Below are 15,802 nucleotides of genomic sequence, written 5' to 3' on the forward strand. Positions count from 1 at the left end.
GCCAGGCTCGCCGAAGGCGACCGCGTAGCGGCTTGGCCTGGCGGCCCGGCGCGGGCTGTGGTCCCCTCCGGGGGCCCCGTCGCGGAGGGAACCCCCCGACCCCACCCACCCCAGCACCACCCACGGGCCGCAAGATCAAAACGGCCCCCCTCCCCTCTGTGGAGGGCCGGGGGTGTGGGGGCGGAGCCCCCGCGTGCCTGAACCCGCACCCACTCCGTCAGCCCTGCGGCGAAATCACCTCTTAAGAGGTGAGGCGGCGCGGTGGCCGGACGACCGCCGGGTGCACGAGGCACGGCGCGGAGCGGAGCGGAGCGCCGTTCCTCGAGCACCGCCCCCGCCGGCGTCGCCGCCGTGAACGCCGAAGGGCCCGGCGGACGGGTGTCTCGCCGGGCCCCGGTCGGGCTGGTCGGGTCAGTAGAGCTGCACGCGGGTGAGGACGATGTGCGGCGGGTCGGCGTCGGCGGCGATGACGTACTCGGCGATGCCGAGCGAGCCGTCCGCGCCGAGCGGCATGCGCCGCTGCTGCGGCCACTTCGCCGACGCGGTGCTGCCCGGCACTTCCCCCCTCGTCTCGTTGATCACGACCGTGGCGGCCACGATCGCACCGAACACCGCGCCGGGCAGGCTCTTGTCCATGAGGAGTTCGGTGACCTCCTCCGACAGCACGCAGGGCAGGCCCGCCGGCTCCTCGCCGTACGGCTCACTCAACGGGCAGGCCCGCCTCACGGCGGCGGCGAACCGCGTCGGCCACCGAGGTGATCGGCAACGTGCCGTCGATCGCGGCCGCGACCAGACGGTCCCCTTCGGGGTCGGTGTCGAGCATGGCCTCGCACCACCAGCGACGCAGTACGCCCTCCGCCTCCTCGGGCGCGGCGGCCAGCAGCTCGCGGTAGAACTCCATGCGGCGGCCGCCGTCCAGCGCGGCCGCAATGCCCTCGGCGTTACGCGGCACCCGCTCCGGGTCGTGCGGGTGGATCGGCTGTGCAGTCATCGGGCGACGCCCCTTTCCGTCTCGTCTGAGTCTGCCCCTTGCGGGGGCTGGGAGTCGACCCGATGCACGGACACCACGCCTTCCCACTCAAGATGCCTTCGTCGTCGTGTAGGTTCTCGCGGCCCGTGTCATCTGCCGGGCCTCTGACCTGGGTGTTCCTTGGCCGTCTCACGCCGTGTCATTCGCTGGAGTCTCAGCTCCGTGTCATTTCCTCGCCGCTTCGGGCGGACCCGCCCGACGCGGTGAGTCTCTGACCTGCGCTGTCTCACGGGGATGTCATAAATGCCATCCAGATGACACAGCGGCTGAGAAAATGACACGGGATTTGAGAACCTACAGCAGGTCAGAAGCCCGTACCGAGGTCGCGGGCGCGGGCATAGTGCCCCTGGAAGGCCACGGTGACGGTGCCCGTCGGCCCCTGCCGGTTCTTGCCGATGATCAGGTCCATCTCGCCCGCCCGCTCGTGCTCCTTGTCGTACGCGTCGGGCCGGTGCAGCAGGATCACGGCGTTGGCCTCGGCCTCGATCGCGCCCGACTCGCGCAGGTCGGCCATCATCGGCTTCTTGTCCTCGCGCTTCTCAACCTCGCGGTTGAGCTGAGCCGCCGCGATGACGATGATCCTGAACTCGCCGGCCAGTTCCTTCAGGCCCCGGCTGATCTCGTCCACCTCGCCGGTGCGGTTCTGCCCGCCCTTGCCGGAGGCCTTCATGATCTGGAGGTAGTCCACGATCAGGACGCGCGGGAGCTTGCCCTGCGCCTGGAGCCAGCGCAACCGCGAACGGAGCCGGACGATGGTCGCCGCCGGGCCGTCGTCCACCACCAGCGGCGAGCCGCCGATGCGCAGTGCCGCGTCGTGGATGCGCTGCCGGTCGTCGTTCTGGTACTCGCGGTCCTTGACCCGGTTCAGCGGCACGCGGGCCTCGGCCGCGATGATCCGCTCCATGAGCTGGGAGTGGCTCATCTCCATGGACGACACCAGCACCTGGCTGCGGTGCTCGATCGCCACACACCGGGCGATGTCGAGCAGCACCACGGACTTGCCGATCGCGGGTCGGGCCGCGATCACGATCAGGTCGCCAGGCTCCATCGGGAGCATGGCCTGAAGGTCGGCGTACGGCAGGGGCAGACGCTCGGGCGGCGGTGCATCCATGCTGACGAGGTACTCCTCCAGCATGTCGTCCACGGTCGCGACCCGGTCCAGCCCCCCGCCGGCGCCGAGCTGTGCCGCCGACTGCATCTCGGCCTGCGCCGCGTTGACGACATCGGCGACCTCGCCCTCGGCCGCGTAGCCCATCTGCACAATCCGGGTGCCCGCCTCGATCAGGCGCCGCAGCTTGAACCGCTCGACCACGATCTCCGCGTAGTACGAAGCGTTCGCCGCCGTCGGCACCGCCTGCACCAGGGTGTGCAGGTAGGACGCGCCGCCGATCCGCTCGATGTCGCCGGACTTCGTCAGATACGCCGCGACCGTAATCGGGTCGACCGGCTGACCCTTCCCGTACATGTCCATGATCGCGTCATGGATGGTGCCGTGCGCGGGGCGGTAGTACGCCTCGCTGGTCAGACCGGTCTCGCTGACCTCGCCGATCGCGTCCTTGGACAGCAGCATGCCGCCGAGCGCGCACTGCTCGCCGGGCACGTCGTTCGGCGGAACACGCTCGAATGGAACGGGCTGGGGTCCCTCATCGAACAGTGAGCCGCCCTCGTCCTCGATGCCGTCGTGCTGAGTGGGTACGCTCATCGGTGAATCCCTTCTGAACTGGGTGATTCGAGCGGCGGCAGGGGCCTTTCCACGGGCTCCCCTGCCGCCGTTGTGCTGCGGAGGGTCTAGGCCAGCACCGACTTCTTGGCGTTGCTGGGGTGGCTCGGGTGGCACTCGCACCGGACCAGGCGGCCGTCGTCGGCCTCGCGCATCCGCTGGCCCGGCTGGCGGGGCTCGATGCCGTCGTTGCACTTGCCGCACCAGTCCGGCAGGGCCGGGCGCTGGCCGGGCACCGCGGTCTTCGGCGGGACGAACTTCTCCAGGTGACGCTCCAGCGAGTACCAGTTGGCCCGGCTGCCCATGTCGGCGGCCGCGGCGACCAGGTGCTCAACGTCGATGCCCTCGGCGAGCAGCGCGGCCGCGTCGCGGACCATCGCCATCCGACTGCGGGCCGGGACACCGTGCCCGTGCTTCTGGCGAGAGGCGATCCAGGCCTCCGTCACCCGCACGTCGTCGTGGGTGTCCGGCTCCTCGGCGGCAGCCGAGGGGGCGGTGTTGTTCTCCGGCGAAGCCGAAGTCTCCTCTCCTCGTCCCGTCCCGGCCTCGGCCGTGACGGTGGGGTCCGTTGGGGCACCCGAGTCACCAGAGAGAGAGGCTTCTTTGAGAGAGCTTCTTAGAGGGTGATCGTTTTCGCTGGTCAGGGGAAGATCCGTTCCAGAAATCTGGGCTGGCGTTCCAGTTTTCTGGAAGGGCGTTCCAGATTTCTGGAACGAAGGGGTCTCAGGGGCTCCGACCTGCGGCGTTCCAGTTTTCTGGAACGGCTCGCCGTTGGCGTCGACCAGCCGCACCCGGGCCCGGATCTGACCGTTCGGCGTGGTCTCGATGTCGGTGAGGTGGGTGGGCGGCGCCGGCGGGTTCTCCCGCCAGTCCGGCCGGTAGGCGTCGAGCTTGTCCCACGCGTTGCGCCACCCGGTGTAGGCGGCGTCGGGGGGCAGGTCGTTGACGATGAAGCCGCGGGAGATGCCCTTGGCGGCCCGCGCCTTGCCCTTGAGCTGGCTGATGCCTTCCAGCTCCAGCGTGTCCTTGGGTACGACGAGGTTGAGTTCCTCCAGCGTCCCCAAGACCTCGTACATGGTCGAGACGCTGGTGGGCTTGTCCTTCGGGCCGGGCAACAGCCAGCAGAGCTGGTCGATCGTCATGCGCCGCATGCCGTTCCACGACTGGCGGGAGGCTTCGGCGATCATCGACCGCAGCAGGCTGTAGAGCCGGTACGCGGTGTGCGTCATCCCCGGCATCAGCATCAGGTAGTCGCGGACCTGTGTGTACGACCAGTAGTCGGTGATGGTGCCGGAGAACTCGAACAGCTCGTCGCCGTCGTCTTGCGGGGCAGCAGCGGCCAGGGCCTTCTTCGGGCGCTTCACGGCGTCACCGCCTCGGCGGTGGAGTCCGCAGCGGACGCGACCGAGAGGGTCGGCGTCGCGACGCTGCGTGTCGTCAGGTGGATCTGGAACATCGTCTGGGGTCTCCCCTGGTGGGTTTGGGGAGTCGCAGACCGGCAAGTGACGGAAAAGAGACGTTGAGCTGGGGCACGCTGCTGCGTGCTGGGCGCTACTCGTTCTATCCTGGGAGTGGTGACCTCGGGCCTGTGGCAAGGCTCGGGCCCCGGCGTCATCGCCGACCTAACGACTCAAGCTGTGGAGGCTGGGAGTCGATCTAGATGGCCGTTCTGCTGGCAGGCAGGGCGGCCATCGGCGTATCAGGGCGCGGGTCCGGCCGGGCGGGCGGCCGCGCCGGCGGACGAACCGGCGACGCGACGGCGCATGTGTACGTGACATCCACCGATCTTGCCTCGCACCCTGCTCTCCGGTGAACGCGTTTTCAGCGAGTCGGAGCGGGGCGGCAGCGGACGGGCCGTCACCTTCGACGTGGAGGCGAAGGGCGATGCGGCCGGGGTGCACGTCATGTCTTGGAGCCTCAATTCCGTGGGCTTCACCGCGCGTACGCGGTTACTCGGATGCGGTGCCATCATGCCCTCTCCCGTTCGGCGATGGGACCGAAGGGGACGTCAGTCGGTGTGTCGCACCGAGACCGGACCGAAACTCGGCCGGTCGCTGGGCTGCCCAGCCCGAGACCACCTCCGGATCGTCGGCGGTCCGGACGTGGGTGAAGCCGTGTTCGAGGTAGTAGGCCTGGAGCCGCAGGTTCGTGCTCCAAGCGTCCAGCCGGAGCCACTTGGCCCCGTGCTGGACAGCCTGGTCACCCGCCCAGTCCAGGAGTGCGCTGCCGAGTCCCGTGCCGGCGTAAGCGCGGTCCACGGCGAGCTTGTGCACGTACAGAGCAGGCTCCGCGATTTCCTCCGGAGTCCACAGGCGGGTGTCAGCGTCGCGATCCAGGGTGATGGTCGCCGCAGCGTCCGCGTGGGGCTCCTCGCGGATCATGAAGACCTCGCCACGGCGGATCGAGTCAAGAATGTGGTCGGCCGGGAAGGGCTTGGCCCACTGGTCGGTGCCGAGAGTCCGCAGCCACGCGGAAGCATCTGTGCGGAACTTGATCAGCCGAGGAAGGTCGGCCTCTTCGGCGGGAGCGATGATCACGGGTTCCCCCACGGGATGCGAGGCGCGTCCGTACCAGCCTCGCGGTGGGTCTCGAACACGATCACGTGCCGATCGCCGGGGATGAGGTTCACGGTGACCTGGACCGCGTTGCCCTCGCTGTCGAAGGTGGTCGACAGGTGCTCGGCGACAGGGACGCCCGCACCGAGCTGAAGCCGCTGCACCTCGTCCGGCATGGGCATCCGGAGGTAGAACTCGTGGAAGCCGTAGACCAGCTCGTGGCCCAGTTCGCCCAGCACCGCGTTCGTGCCGCGCGCAACGTCGCCGGGGTGCATGAAGTCGGTCCCCTGAACGAGGGAAAGGCGCACGTACGAGTCGTTGAGGTTGTACGGGACGTCATCGAGCTTGCGCACTCGCCGGCGGGCGGCCGCCAGCTCGCCCGGCTCAAGGCCCAGGCGCTCGCGGATCGCGGGGGTGGGGTCCACGATCGAGACTTCGATCTCCTGTGACGGCGTCCGGCCGTCCTCCTCCTGGACCAGGTTCGTGAAGATGTCGACCTCGGGCGGCTTCTGCCTCAGCTCCGCCTGGGGGCGGTAGACCAGCCGCTTGCGCTGGATGACGAAGTAGCCCTTCGGGCGGCGAGCCTCGATCAGGCCTTCGTGCACGAGCACGCCCAAGCCTTGCCGGATGGTCTGCCGGGAGCGGACTCCGTGCAGCTCACCGTACTTCTCAAGGAGTTCAGCCTCGGTGGGCATCTGGGAGCCGGGCGGGAACGTGCCATCAGAAATCTGGCGGCGGAGATCATCAGCGATCTGTTGGTAGACGGGCGTGGGCTTCATGCCGTCATGTGTACAGCCCTGCCCCGCGCATTGTCCAGTCAATGCGTGCGGACTGGTTGATGTGCTTGACGTGGCGCCCGGTGGGTGTCAGAGTCGTCCTCGCAACGCATTGTCTGGTCAATGCAATTCGACCGGATGATCTGTGTTGCATGAATGATGCGCACTGCTACGCCGCATAGCGGTCCGGAACCAACGTCGAATGACGGAAGGCCGGTGCGGGAGCGTCCGTTCCTTGAGAACTCAACAGCGTGCCAAAGATGAGTAATTGGGCCGGATTCCGCCGGGCCTCCTCCCTATGGAGGGGCGCCCGGCGGCATTCAACGGCACAGGTCATGAGGGGCGTGCCCGACTGGTTCGGGCTCTCCGGAGACAGGGGTTCGAGTCCCCGCTCGCCTACCGCGCCGTCCCCAGTACGGCGCGACCCCCGACACGGCGTTGCAGCGCCAGATGTGCCGGGGGTCCACGGATCTACCAGCGAAGGAACCGATCCGCATGACCATCATGCCCGCCAACATGCCCTTCTCCGCCACCGGGATCGCCCAGGAGGTCCGGGAGACCGCCATCGAGGTCTTCCCCCTCTTCCAGTCGATCCAGAAGCTGGCCCGCCTCGGCGTGCGCATCGCCTTCGAGGTGGCGCCCTCGCGCATCGTCGCCACGATCACGGTCACCGCGGAGGCGGTGAAGGTCCTGCCGGCGCTGCTGGAGGAGATCGACGACGCTCGCCCGGGTTCGCTGCCGGACGGGAAGCTCGTCGTCACCGGCTCGATGTGCGAGGGGAACGTCACCCTGCGGGTGCTGATCCCGCAGGAGTGGGTGACCGCCGAGGAGCTGGCGGTGCTGACCGGCACCGCCGACGCCGACCCCTCCGACCTGCTGTGAGCGCCGCGTCCGAGGCCGCCGAGGCGGCCCGCAAGGCGGAGGAAGCCCGACAGCAGGCACAGGCCGACTTGCAGCGCCACGGCCAGACCATGACCAGGCTCGGAGGACGACGGTGACGATCAACCTGCTCAGTCGGCCGAAGAAGAAGGCCGTCCAGCACTTCCGCGACCAGCACGGCCCGATGGACGGCTGGACCGCCGATGACTTCGAGCACCTATTGGACCTGCTCGTCGTCGTGAACACCCCCGGCCCGCTGACCCGGCTCCGTCTGCGGCTGACGCTGCTGATGTGGACCGGCGCGGCGATGCCGTTCTACGCCCTCAGCGAGCTGCTGTGGGCCACGCAGAACCGGGTCTCCGAGCGGCTGACCACGGTCATGGACCGACTGGACGACCGGTGCTCGAACATCGAGGCCGCGTGCAGGCGGGCCGGTGACTACGCGCTGGTCGAGTGCGTCGGCGCCGCCATCGAGTGGATCTCGACCACGGCCAACTCCGTTGGCCGGACCGCCGCCCGCCGCGTGCGGGGCTGACGGACCGAACACCGAGGTGGCCGCCGTGAGGCGGCCACCTGCATGAGAGGAGGTCGGTGTGGGGGCCCGAAAGCCAGCCCGCAACGCCAACGCCCGGAAGACGACGACGCCGCGCCGCCCGGCCAAGGCGGCGGCCCCGCCGCCGAAGCCGGAGGCGCGGGAAGACGGCGAGGCCCTGGGCGCGGATCTCCGTGACCGCGCCGCTGACGTGATCGACAGCGCACGGTGGACCGGGGCGCAGGAAGCAGCGGCGCTGATCCAGGCCGCCAAGAGTGAGGTGGAGCAGATCCGCCGGGCGGCGGCCGCCGACGCCAAGCGTGTCCTGGTGGAAGCCGCTGAAGAGGTCGGGGAGCGGCTGCGCCGAGCCGAGCGCGACGCGGACACGATCCGCGCCGGTGCCCGGAGCGACGCGGGGGCGATCCTCGCCCAGGCCCGGACCGAAGCGGTCGCCGAGACCGAGGAGGTCATGGCGGATGCTGAGGAGCAGGCCAAGAGCCTGATTGCCGCCGCCGAGAAGCAGGTGAGCGTCGTGCTCGCCGAGGCGGAGGACCGGGCGAACGCTTTGGTGGAGCTGCGCCGCACCTCGGCGGAGGCCGCCTATCGCAAGGCCCTGGACGACGCCGCCCGCATCGTTGGTGAGGCGCAGGACCAGGCGGTGGAGATCCGCACGGCGCGGGCCGCCCTCGACTCGGAGCTGGAGCTGACCCGACGGTCGGCCCGGCTGGACCTGGACGAGGAGCTGAGCGCACGGCGCGCGGAGATCGACGCCGAACTCGCCGCGTACCGCGAGCAGGTGGACGCTGCCCGGGCGGAGATCGAGAGTCAGTTCCGTCAGCTCGGCGAGCAGCACGAGCGGGAGCGGCAGGCGCAGCGGGCTCGGCTCGCGGCCGAGTTCGAGAACCTGCGCAAGGAGGCGGAGCGGGAAGCCCGGACCGCCGCCGGCGCGGTGCGCAAGGAGGCGGACGCCAAGCTCGCGGAAGCCAACCGCGAGCTGGATGCCGCACGCGAGGCCCGCCGCATCGCCGAGAAGCGCGCGGCCAGCCTCAAGCGGACCCGGAACCGGGCGGAGGTCATCAAGCAGGGCAGCATCTGGGTCGCGCTCGCGGCCGTGATCGCCCTGACCGCCTCCGGCGAGTGGGCCTTCGCCCGGATGGTCGGCCTGGGTGACACCCCGTTCGGAGACCTGGGGTGGGCAATGCCGGTGGGCCTGGACGTCTACGCGGTCACGGCCTTCCGTATGCGGAAGGACGTGCCGTACGCGCTCGGGCTGATGGCCGCCACCAACATCACGTACCACGTGGCCGACATGACGGGCACGGGCGTAACGGTGGTCGACGGCAAGCAGCACCCGAGCATCGGGCTCATCGTCGTCGCGGTCCTTGTCGTTGTCGCCATCGTCTGGCGCGTTCACCGCCTCCTGGAGGACGACCACGAGGAGAAGGGAACGGCGACCGCCGAGCCCGCGACGGACGCGGCCGACCCGTCCGCCGGACGGGGCGAGCCGGACCGTACGGCGAACCCCGAGCCGGACCGTACGGCGAACCCCGAGCCGGACCGTACGGAACCCCGTACGGACCCCGCCCGTACGGGCCGTACGGACGCACCCCGTACGGACCGTACGGCGGCCCGTACGGCAAAGCCCCGTACGGCCCGTACGCCCGCCCCCCGTACGGGCGGCCGTACGGCGGCTGCCCGTACGGACGAACAGGCCATTCAGATCCTGCGGGACCTACCCCGTGGGGCCGACGGATTCGTCACCGTCAACGCCGCCCGTACGGCCGTCGGCTGCAACCGCGACCGGGCCGTACGGCTGCTGGACGAAGCGGGGCTCCTGAGCCCCGCGGACCGAGAGAAGCACCTCGCCGCTCGCTGACCCGCGCGGCGCCGTACGTCGCGGGCCGGGCCCGCCACTGCCCCCGAGAGTCGGCGGGCCCTTCCCCCGAGAGGAGATCACCCCGTGTCCAACATCGAGCACACGAACAACGACGAGGTCCTGAGCCGTGTGCCGGCGGAGTTCCGGCCGCTGCTCAACCTGGACCACCTGACCCATTGGACGCTGGACCGGCAGCGCGAGCACAACGCCGACCACGCCGACTACGAGGCGGCCCGCGCGATGTTCCAGGCCGTACTCCGCTCCCAGCACGTGGAGGGAGACGGCAGGTGGTCGGCCTGGTGGAGGGCCCGGAAAGTCGAGAAGCACCTGAACGCCCTGGTCAAGGCCTCGCGGGACCAGGCGCAGGCCGCAGAGGGCCTGCGTACCGCCTACGCCGACCACGTCCGCACCGTCGCCGCGCTGCCCGGTCAGCGGGCAGCCAAGGCCAAGGCGAAGGCCGACCGGCGCGGCCAGGTGAACACCTTCGCCACGAAGTCGCTGAACAAGACGGTCACCGCGATGACCGCCCGACCCGACAGCGACACCGAGGAGAGCGGCGAAACCGCAGGTCAGAGTGCTGGTAAGGCGTCCGGCGGCCGTACGGTCCGGGGCGTCAACGACCTGTTCGACCGCAAGGGAGCCTGATCAGTGCAGCAGGTGCCCTCGATCTCCGAGGTCCGCCGGGAACGCCGCGCCGCCCACTGGGCGGCGCGGCAGGCCCGGCAGGTCCAAGCGCGAGGCGACGCGGGTCTGGCCGACGCCTGGTGGGACCGGGCCCGCGCGCTCTGCAAGGCCAATCCGGAATTGTGGAACGACCTCGCGCGGACGCTGGAGAACTGGACCAGCCGTCACGACGGCAGTCACGGCGCGTAAGCGTCATCACCATCATCATCACCCGGGGGCGGACCGGTGTTGGGGGGCCAAGGCGGGCGCGCGGGCGCACGGGCGCGCGGGCGCGCGAGGATCTCCTATCCGGTCACCCTCTGTCAACCCTGGAGAGCACGTGGCTGATGACCCTCGGGACGACAACCGGAACGGCAACGTCGTCTCCTTCCGATCTCGGGGAGGGGCCCCGCCGGGGCTCCCCCCGATCCCGGGCGCCCCTCCCCCGGCGCCCCCGGCCCCGCCCGCCGAACCGCCTCCCCCGGCCTCCGGGCCGGAGGGAGGCGGCGGCGACGGAATGGTGGTCCCCTCCCGGCGGCGCCGGTCGGTGGCCGACTCCCTGGCCGACCTCACCCCGGCGCTCCCGCCGGCGCCCGGGTCGACCGGTACCGCGGGCACCGTCGCTCTCCGTTCGGAGGCGACGGCGCCCGCCCGCCAGGATGGCGGTGACGGTGAGGCGGACGGCCCGGGCGTCGCCGCCCTTGGACTCGCGGCGACCCTGGCCATCGCGCTGGCTGCGCTGCGGGGCACTGCGACCGCGCTGACGGACTGGCGCCAGCGGCGCCAGGAACGGGCTGAGGAGCTGGCCCCGCTGCGCGAGGCCCGCCTCAAGCACCGGCTCGCGGGCGAGGAGGCTGCCGCCAAACACGCTGTCGCCATGCAGAGCATCGGCGACAAGGCGGCGCAGCAGCGCAGCAAGTCCATCCCCTCCAGCCAGGACTACGGCCGTAAGGCGCTCGGCGGCGGCCGCGGCTCCCTCAAGGGAGGCGGCGGCAAGGGCCCGGGCGGCGGGCCCGTCGGCAAGGGTGCCGGCGGGACCGGGCCCGGCCGTGGCGGCAAGGGCGGCTCCGGCAGCGGGCTGACCCCGGGCGGCAAGAAGACCTCACCGAAGACATCCACCGGGCTGGGCTCGCTCGGCGCCAAGGGCAAGGGCGGCGGCTCGAAGTTGCCGGGCTCCGGGAAGAACGGCGGCTCGGGGTCGGGGATCAAGTCGCCCTCGGGCGGCAAGTCTCCCAGCTCGAAGAAGTCCAGCCCGGCGCTGGAGCGGGCCCGCGGCCGCCAGGAACGGGCCGCCGCGCGACAGGACGGCAAGAACCAGCGGCGCGCGGACCGGCAGGCGGCCCGGCGGGAGAACCGGGCCAAGGACCGGGACGCCGCCCGCGACCGCAAGACCCGCGCGGCGGACGCCCGGCAGGACACCAAGGACCGGGTCCGCAACGCCCGGGCCGACGCGAAGCAGGCTCGCCGGGAGCAGGTCCGCCAGGACCGGTTCGAGGCCAAGCAGAAGGCGCGCAAGGCCCGGGCCAAGGCCCGCCGCAAGAAGAAGGAGACGGCGGCCGCCGCCGACGCGGACCGTACGACGCTCGGGCAGGCCGTCGCCAAGGCGGCCCGGCGCCGGTTGAAGAAGCGCCGCAAGAACCTCTCCCCGCCGGTGCTGACCACGGTCAAGCGCAAGAAGTCGAAGAAGCCGAAGCCCGCCGGCGGGTCCGCGACCGGCGCCGGGCCGAAGGTCGACCTGACCAAGAAGCCCAAGCCGGGGGCCGCGCCGAAGGTCGACCTCACGAAGGAGCCGAAGCCCGCCGGCGGGTCCGCGACCGGCGCCGGGCCGAAGGTCGACCTGACCAAGAAGCCCAAGCCGGGCGGCGGCGCTAAGGCCTCCGGGCTCGGCAGGAAGAAGAAGGTCCGGGTGAAGTCGAAGTCGAAGAAGAAGACGCGCGGCTCCGCCTCGGGCACCGGTCCTGCCGACCGGCGCAAGGCCAGCCGCAAGGAGCGGGCCCGCCGCGCGAGCGAACGGGCCCGGGCTAAGGCGGAGGACGCCAGCGACTCCCCTGGGAGCGGCTGGGAGTTCTACACCCCGCCGCCGCGCGGGGAACGGCGCAGCGCCTACGACTCCATGCGGGACACCGACCCGCAGCAACAGGAGGTGTGGGTGGCGGAGCAGGTCTTCCCGCCCGGCTACCAGGCCTCCTCGCGTGAGCCCCTGACCACTGGGGCCCGCGGCCTTCCCGCCGGAACCGGCAGCCCCGCCACGAACACGAAGGAGACGCCCGTGGGCAACTCGCCCGCCGTCCCGACCGGAGCCGTCACGACCGCGATGGACGACGGCATGAACCCCGAGCACGCGACGGAGGTCACGCTCGATGACGTCGTGGACTTCCTGGACGAGGTGGTCTCGGAGGCCTTCGCCGCGCACGACGAATGCCTCCAGCTCTCCACGAAAGCCAAGGAGCTGATGTACGCGCTGGACGAGGTGGCCGCCCGGCTGGCCGCCAAGCACAACATCATCGGCACCATCACCGCCTGGGCGATGCGCAAGCTCTCCGAGTCGATGGAGGTCCTCTCCCGCAAGGCCGAGGAGATGTCGGTCAAGTCGCTCCATGCGGCCGAGACCTGCGAGACCGCGAAGACCGAGCTGGACGACGCGTACCGACCGCTCACTCAGGCGACCGCGGACGCGGGCCTTCGTACCCCGTCCGCCCGCGTGCACAACGAGAACTAGGAGGTCACCGTGTCCGGAGAACTCGTGCCCGGTCAGGTCGTATCCGGGGAGATCGTCCCCCGCCAGAGCCACGTCCCCGCGGTCCCTGCCAGCGACGACAACCTCCCGGCGATCCCCGACAGCAACCTGGGTTTCCTCAGCCTCGGTCTCGCCGTCACCACGCTCGCCGCGCGGGCGCTGTGGCTCAAAGAGAAGATCTGGATTCTCCAGGCGCTCTTTCGCCGCAACGCCGATAAGGCGAGCAACATGTCGGAGATGTGTGACGCGGCGGAAGTCGAGCCGCGATTCACCGCCCTCATCATGGAGGGCGCCACCTCGCTGCGGGAAGTCGCCGAAGCATCGGGCGACTTGGTGAATGCCGCCGACCAGATGCAGATGGACGCGCAGGGCTTCGCCGACGCCCACCAGGGCGAATACGGCGGGATCTACGAGACCGTGCAGTCCATGGGCGTGCAGCAGCCCAAGCCCGGATTCAACGAAGTCAAGTAACCGAATAGCCGCCCCGGCATGAAAGCGCCGGGGCGGAAAGCCCTCGGGAGGGGCCCCGGCGAAACCGCCGGGGCCCCTCCCTTCTTTCCTCCCGGAGGGGAAATGACGATGACGACGACCGACGTCGTGAAAGCCGATGCCGCCGCCGGTGAGCGGGGGCTGACACGCAAGACCGCCCGCCGCCTCGCCTGGGCGGAGCGCACGGTGTACGCCGCCGCCGGCACCTGGGCCGCAGTCGGCCCGCAGATGGACCTCCCGTGGTGGGCGCACGGCGCGGCCCTGGCCACCGGCGCCCTCACCGGCGTCGGACTGTGGAAGCGCAGCGACACCGACGACTGGACGCGGCGACTCACCTCGTCGCTGCGGGCCCTGCCCGTGCTCGGCTGGACGGCCGCCTACACCGGCGGCCTGCTGGTCCCCGTCTTCGACTACCCCAACGGGTGGCCGATGCTGGGCGCGGCCGCCTGGACGGCCGGGATGATCCCCATGACGCCCTGGACCCGCTCCAAGGGCCTGAAGAGGGCCGCCGACAACCTCCCGGTCCTCGCCGGTGAGCCGGAAGTCGTGGACGCGGAGCCGGTCACCTTCGCCGACCACATGCGGGCACTGTGGACCCAGTCGCAGGCCACCGGCGACACCACCCTGGAGGGCATCCGCCAGTACGACCTCAGCGAGCCCGACTTCGAGGCGATCGTCCTGGCCCCCGCCGGCCACACCGTGCCGCGCACCCTGGACGAACGGGCCATCGCGGGAGTCTTCGACGTCCCGGTCGACGCGGTCGCCACGGCGCCGGTCCCCGGGTACGGCCCCGGCCGCCTCGCCATCCAGGTCGCGCCCCGCCTCGCCGAGGCCCGACGCGTACAGGAAGCCCTGGAGGTGGAAGCTGAAGACCCGGGCGCCGCCCTGGAACGGATCTGGGCGGAACACGTCAACAACACCGGCGGCGCCGCCCCCGGCGTCGACCTGGTCGCGTACGCGATCGGCGAGGACCAGATCCGCCTACGGATCGCCGCTCCGCGCGGCAAGACGCTTCGGGTCAACCACGAGGCCCTGTGCTCCGCGCTCGGCATTGACGACATCTCCCGCCTCGTCATGGAAGGCGCGGGCCCGCGTGAAGCGGTCGTCTACATCTACCGGGCCAACCCCCTCCTCCACGTCAGGCCTCCCACGAAGGAGGACCTGACGATGGACGACCGCGGCCGCATCTCCATCGGTGTTGCCCATGACGGCACGGTCGCCCGCATCCAGCTGTTCAACTTCGACACGGGTCGGGCCCAACACGGCATCACCGCCGGGACCACCGGCGCGGGCAAGTCCGGCCTGATGCGCCTCCTCGGCGCCGCACAGCGCATCTCGGGCGTCATCTCCTGGATGGCCGACGTCCAGGGCGGCATGTCGATGCCCGAGATGGAGGGTCGCATCGACTGGTTCGCCAAGGGACCTGAAGAGACGATGCAGCAGCTCCGCGCCTTGCATGCGGTCAAGCGGTACCGCGAGGACCACAGCAACGGCCGCGGAGACTTCGACTTCCACGGCCCGTGGCGCCTGATCCAGTGGACCGGCGACGAGATCAACCGCCTCCTGTCCTCCCTGGACCAGGACGTCCGCAGGGAAGCCGCCTGGATGATCGGCGACCTCCAGAAGACCGGCCAGAAGGTCGGCATCGGCATCGACCTCGCCGTGCAGTCCCTCCACCTGAAGGAACTCGGCGACAACCACGAGATCCGCGAGAAGGGCAAGGAAGGCCACGTCTTCCTGCTGCGTACCGCCTCCTCCTCCACCCAGGGCATGGGTCTGGACGGCATCGCCCCGATCGGTGCCCACATCTCCCCCATCCCGGAGCGGATCTACGAGGGCGCGGGCGCCAAGGAGCTGTTCGAGGGCACCGCCAACACCGAGGGCGTACCGACCCCCGGCATGGGCTGGCTGATTACCGAAGGCAAGGCGATCCTCTTCCGCACCTTCGTCCTGAAGAAGGTCAACGGCCTCTACCCCCAGCTCCAGGAGCTGATGGACGGCCACCCGATGCCCACCCTCACCGAGGGCGAGGCTCGTGCCGCCGGCGCCGCGTACGCCCACCGGGGTACCGCGGCCGCCAAGGAGGCAGGAAAGGCCGCAGACGGCCCGTCAACGTCCTATCGGGGCCGGGTCGACATGAATGCCCTCAATGGCGAGTTGGAGCGCATCACGGGCCTCCTGGAGGCCGATAACAAGGCCAAGGAGCAGGACGCCGAGGAACTGCCCGAAGCGCCGTCGCCCATGGCGGCCGCCAAGGCGAAGACCCCGACGATCCGCGAACGGATTCTCGCCGCCCTCCAGGGCCACCCCGAGGGCCTGGCGCTCAAGGAGATCCGCACCGCCGTCGGCTGCGGCACCGAAGGCGGCCCCGCCACCCGCAGCGTGAACAACGAGGTCAGCACGCTCGCCAACGAAGGTGAACTCGTCGCCCTCGGCAGGGGCGTCTACCGCCTGCCCTAACCCCCGAAACGGCAGGGGACCGGCTACTCCGTCAAGACCGGCCGGTCCCCTGCCCACTCCCCCAACGCATCGAAGGAGCCACCCC

The 15,802-nt window shown here is 70.6% G+C and carries 14 protein-coding genes; 8 read left to right on the top strand and 6 right to left on the bottom strand.

The window, feature by feature from the left end:
* Positions 1 to 411: 411 nt before the first annotated feature.
* The 6 genes from RIF68_RS00590 to RIF68_RS00615 form a co-directional block, all read right to left on the bottom strand.
* Positions 412 to 708: a hypothetical protein gene (locus RIF68_RS00590; RefSeq protein ID WP_309049132.1), complete on the bottom strand. Its 297-nt coding sequence runs from the start codon at positions 706 to 708 to the stop codon at positions 412 to 414.
* Complete coding sequence (locus RIF68_RS00595; protein WP_309049133.1) at positions 701 to 991, bottom strand: hypothetical protein; 291 nt, start codon at positions 989 to 991, stop codon at positions 701 to 703. The genes RIF68_RS00590 and RIF68_RS00595 overlap by 8 nt, the downstream gene beginning before the upstream one ends.
* Before the next feature lie 343 nt (positions 992 to 1,334).
* Positions 1,335 to 2,732, bottom strand: a complete 1,398-nt coding sequence (locus tag RIF68_RS00600; RefSeq protein ID WP_309049134.1) for a replicative DNA helicase — start codon at positions 2,730 to 2,732, stop codon at positions 1,335 to 1,337.
* 86 nt (positions 2,733 to 2,818) lie between these two features.
* Complete coding sequence (locus RIF68_RS00605) at positions 2,819 to 4,114, bottom strand: hypothetical protein (RefSeq protein ID WP_309049135.1); 1,296 nt, start codon at positions 4,112 to 4,114, stop codon at positions 2,819 to 2,821.
* 585 nt (positions 4,115 to 4,699) lie between these two features.
* Entirely contained in the window at positions 4,700 to 5,287 is a 588-nt protein-coding gene (locus RIF68_RS00610; RefSeq protein ID WP_309049136.1) for a GNAT family N-acetyltransferase, read from the bottom strand.
* On the bottom strand, positions 5,284 to 6,084 hold the full coding sequence (locus RIF68_RS00615; protein WP_309049137.1) for a GntR family transcriptional regulator: 801 nt from the start codon (positions 6,082 to 6,084) through the stop codon (positions 5,284 to 5,286). Before RIF68_RS00615 ends, RIF68_RS00610 begins: the two co-directional genes overlap by 4 nt.
* Positions 6,085 to 6,576: 492 nt before the next feature.
* Here RIF68_RS00615 and RIF68_RS00620 point away from each other — a divergent pair, with 492 nt between their 5' ends.
* From RIF68_RS00620 to RIF68_RS00655, 8 genes are all read left to right on the top strand, one after another.
* Entirely contained in the window at positions 6,577 to 6,963 is a 387-nt protein-coding gene (locus RIF68_RS00620) for a hypothetical protein (RefSeq protein ID WP_266478301.1), read from the top strand.
* Positions 6,964 to 7,075: 112 nt separating this feature from the next.
* Positions 7,076 to 7,495 carry a hypothetical protein gene (locus RIF68_RS00625; protein ID WP_309049138.1) on the top strand — a complete coding sequence of 140 codons (420 nt, stop codon included), beginning with the start codon at positions 7,076 to 7,078 and terminating at the stop codon, positions 7,493 to 7,495.
* Positions 7,496 to 7,553: 58 nt separating this feature from the next.
* A complete protein-coding gene (locus RIF68_RS00630; RefSeq protein ID WP_309049139.1) occupies positions 7,554 to 9,368 on the top strand; it encodes a hypothetical protein in 1,815 nt (604 codons plus the stop codon).
* An 84-nt stretch (positions 9,369 to 9,452) separates the two neighbouring features.
* Positions 9,453 to 10,013 carry a hypothetical protein gene (locus RIF68_RS00635; RefSeq protein WP_309049140.1) on the top strand — a complete coding sequence of 187 codons (561 nt, stop codon included), beginning with the start codon at positions 9,453 to 9,455 and terminating at the stop codon, positions 10,011 to 10,013.
* A 3-nt stretch (positions 10,014 to 10,016) separates the two neighbouring features.
* A complete protein-coding gene (locus RIF68_RS00640) occupies positions 10,017 to 10,241 on the top strand; it encodes a hypothetical protein (RefSeq protein ID WP_309049141.1) in 225 nt (74 codons plus the stop codon).
* A gap of 307 nt (positions 10,242 to 10,548) precedes the next feature.
* Entirely contained in the window at positions 10,549 to 12,750 is a 2,202-nt protein-coding gene (locus RIF68_RS00645) for a hypothetical protein (protein WP_309049142.1), read from the top strand.
* A 9-nt stretch (positions 12,751 to 12,759) separates the two neighbouring features.
* Complete coding sequence (locus tag RIF68_RS00650) at positions 12,760 to 13,239, top strand: conjugal transfer protein TraB (RefSeq protein WP_309049143.1); 480 nt, start codon at positions 12,760 to 12,762, stop codon at positions 13,237 to 13,239.
* Positions 13,240 to 13,347: 108 nt separating this feature from the next.
* Positions 13,348 to 15,717 (top strand): hypothetical protein, encoded by a 2,370-nt coding sequence (locus RIF68_RS00655; RefSeq protein ID WP_309049144.1) that lies wholly within the window; start codon positions 13,348 to 13,350, stop codon positions 15,715 to 15,717.
* The last annotated feature ends 85 nt before the right edge of the window (positions 15,718 to 15,802 follow it).

This window comes from Streptomyces sp. (assembly GCF_031178505.1).
Lineage (GTDB): Bacteria > Actinomycetota > Actinomycetes > Streptomycetales > Streptomycetaceae > Streptomyces > Streptomyces gulbargensis.

Coding starts and splice junctions, on each gene's coding strand:
- RIF68_RS00595 (WP_309049133.1), bottom strand. CDS start 991: ATGACTGCACAGCCGATCCACCCGCACGACCCGGAGCGGGTGCCGCGT.
- RIF68_RS00600 (WP_309049134.1), bottom strand. CDS start 2,732: ATGAGCGTACCCACTCAGCACGACGGCATCGAGGACGAGGGCGGCTCA.
- RIF68_RS00615 (WP_309049137.1), bottom strand. CDS start 6,084: ATGAAGCCCACGCCCGTCTACCAACAGATCGCTGATGATCTCCGCCGC.
- RIF68_RS00620 (WP_266478301.1), top strand. CDS start 6,577: ATGACCATCATGCCCGCCAACATGCCCTTCTCCGCCACCGGGATCGCC.
- RIF68_RS00645 (WP_309049142.1), top strand. CDS start 10,549: ATGGTGGTCCCCTCCCGGCGGCGCCGGTCGGTGGCCGACTCCCTGGCC.
- RIF68_RS00655 (WP_309049144.1), top strand. CDS start 13,348: ATGACGACGACCGACGTCGTGAAAGCCGATGCCGCCGCCGGTGAGCGG.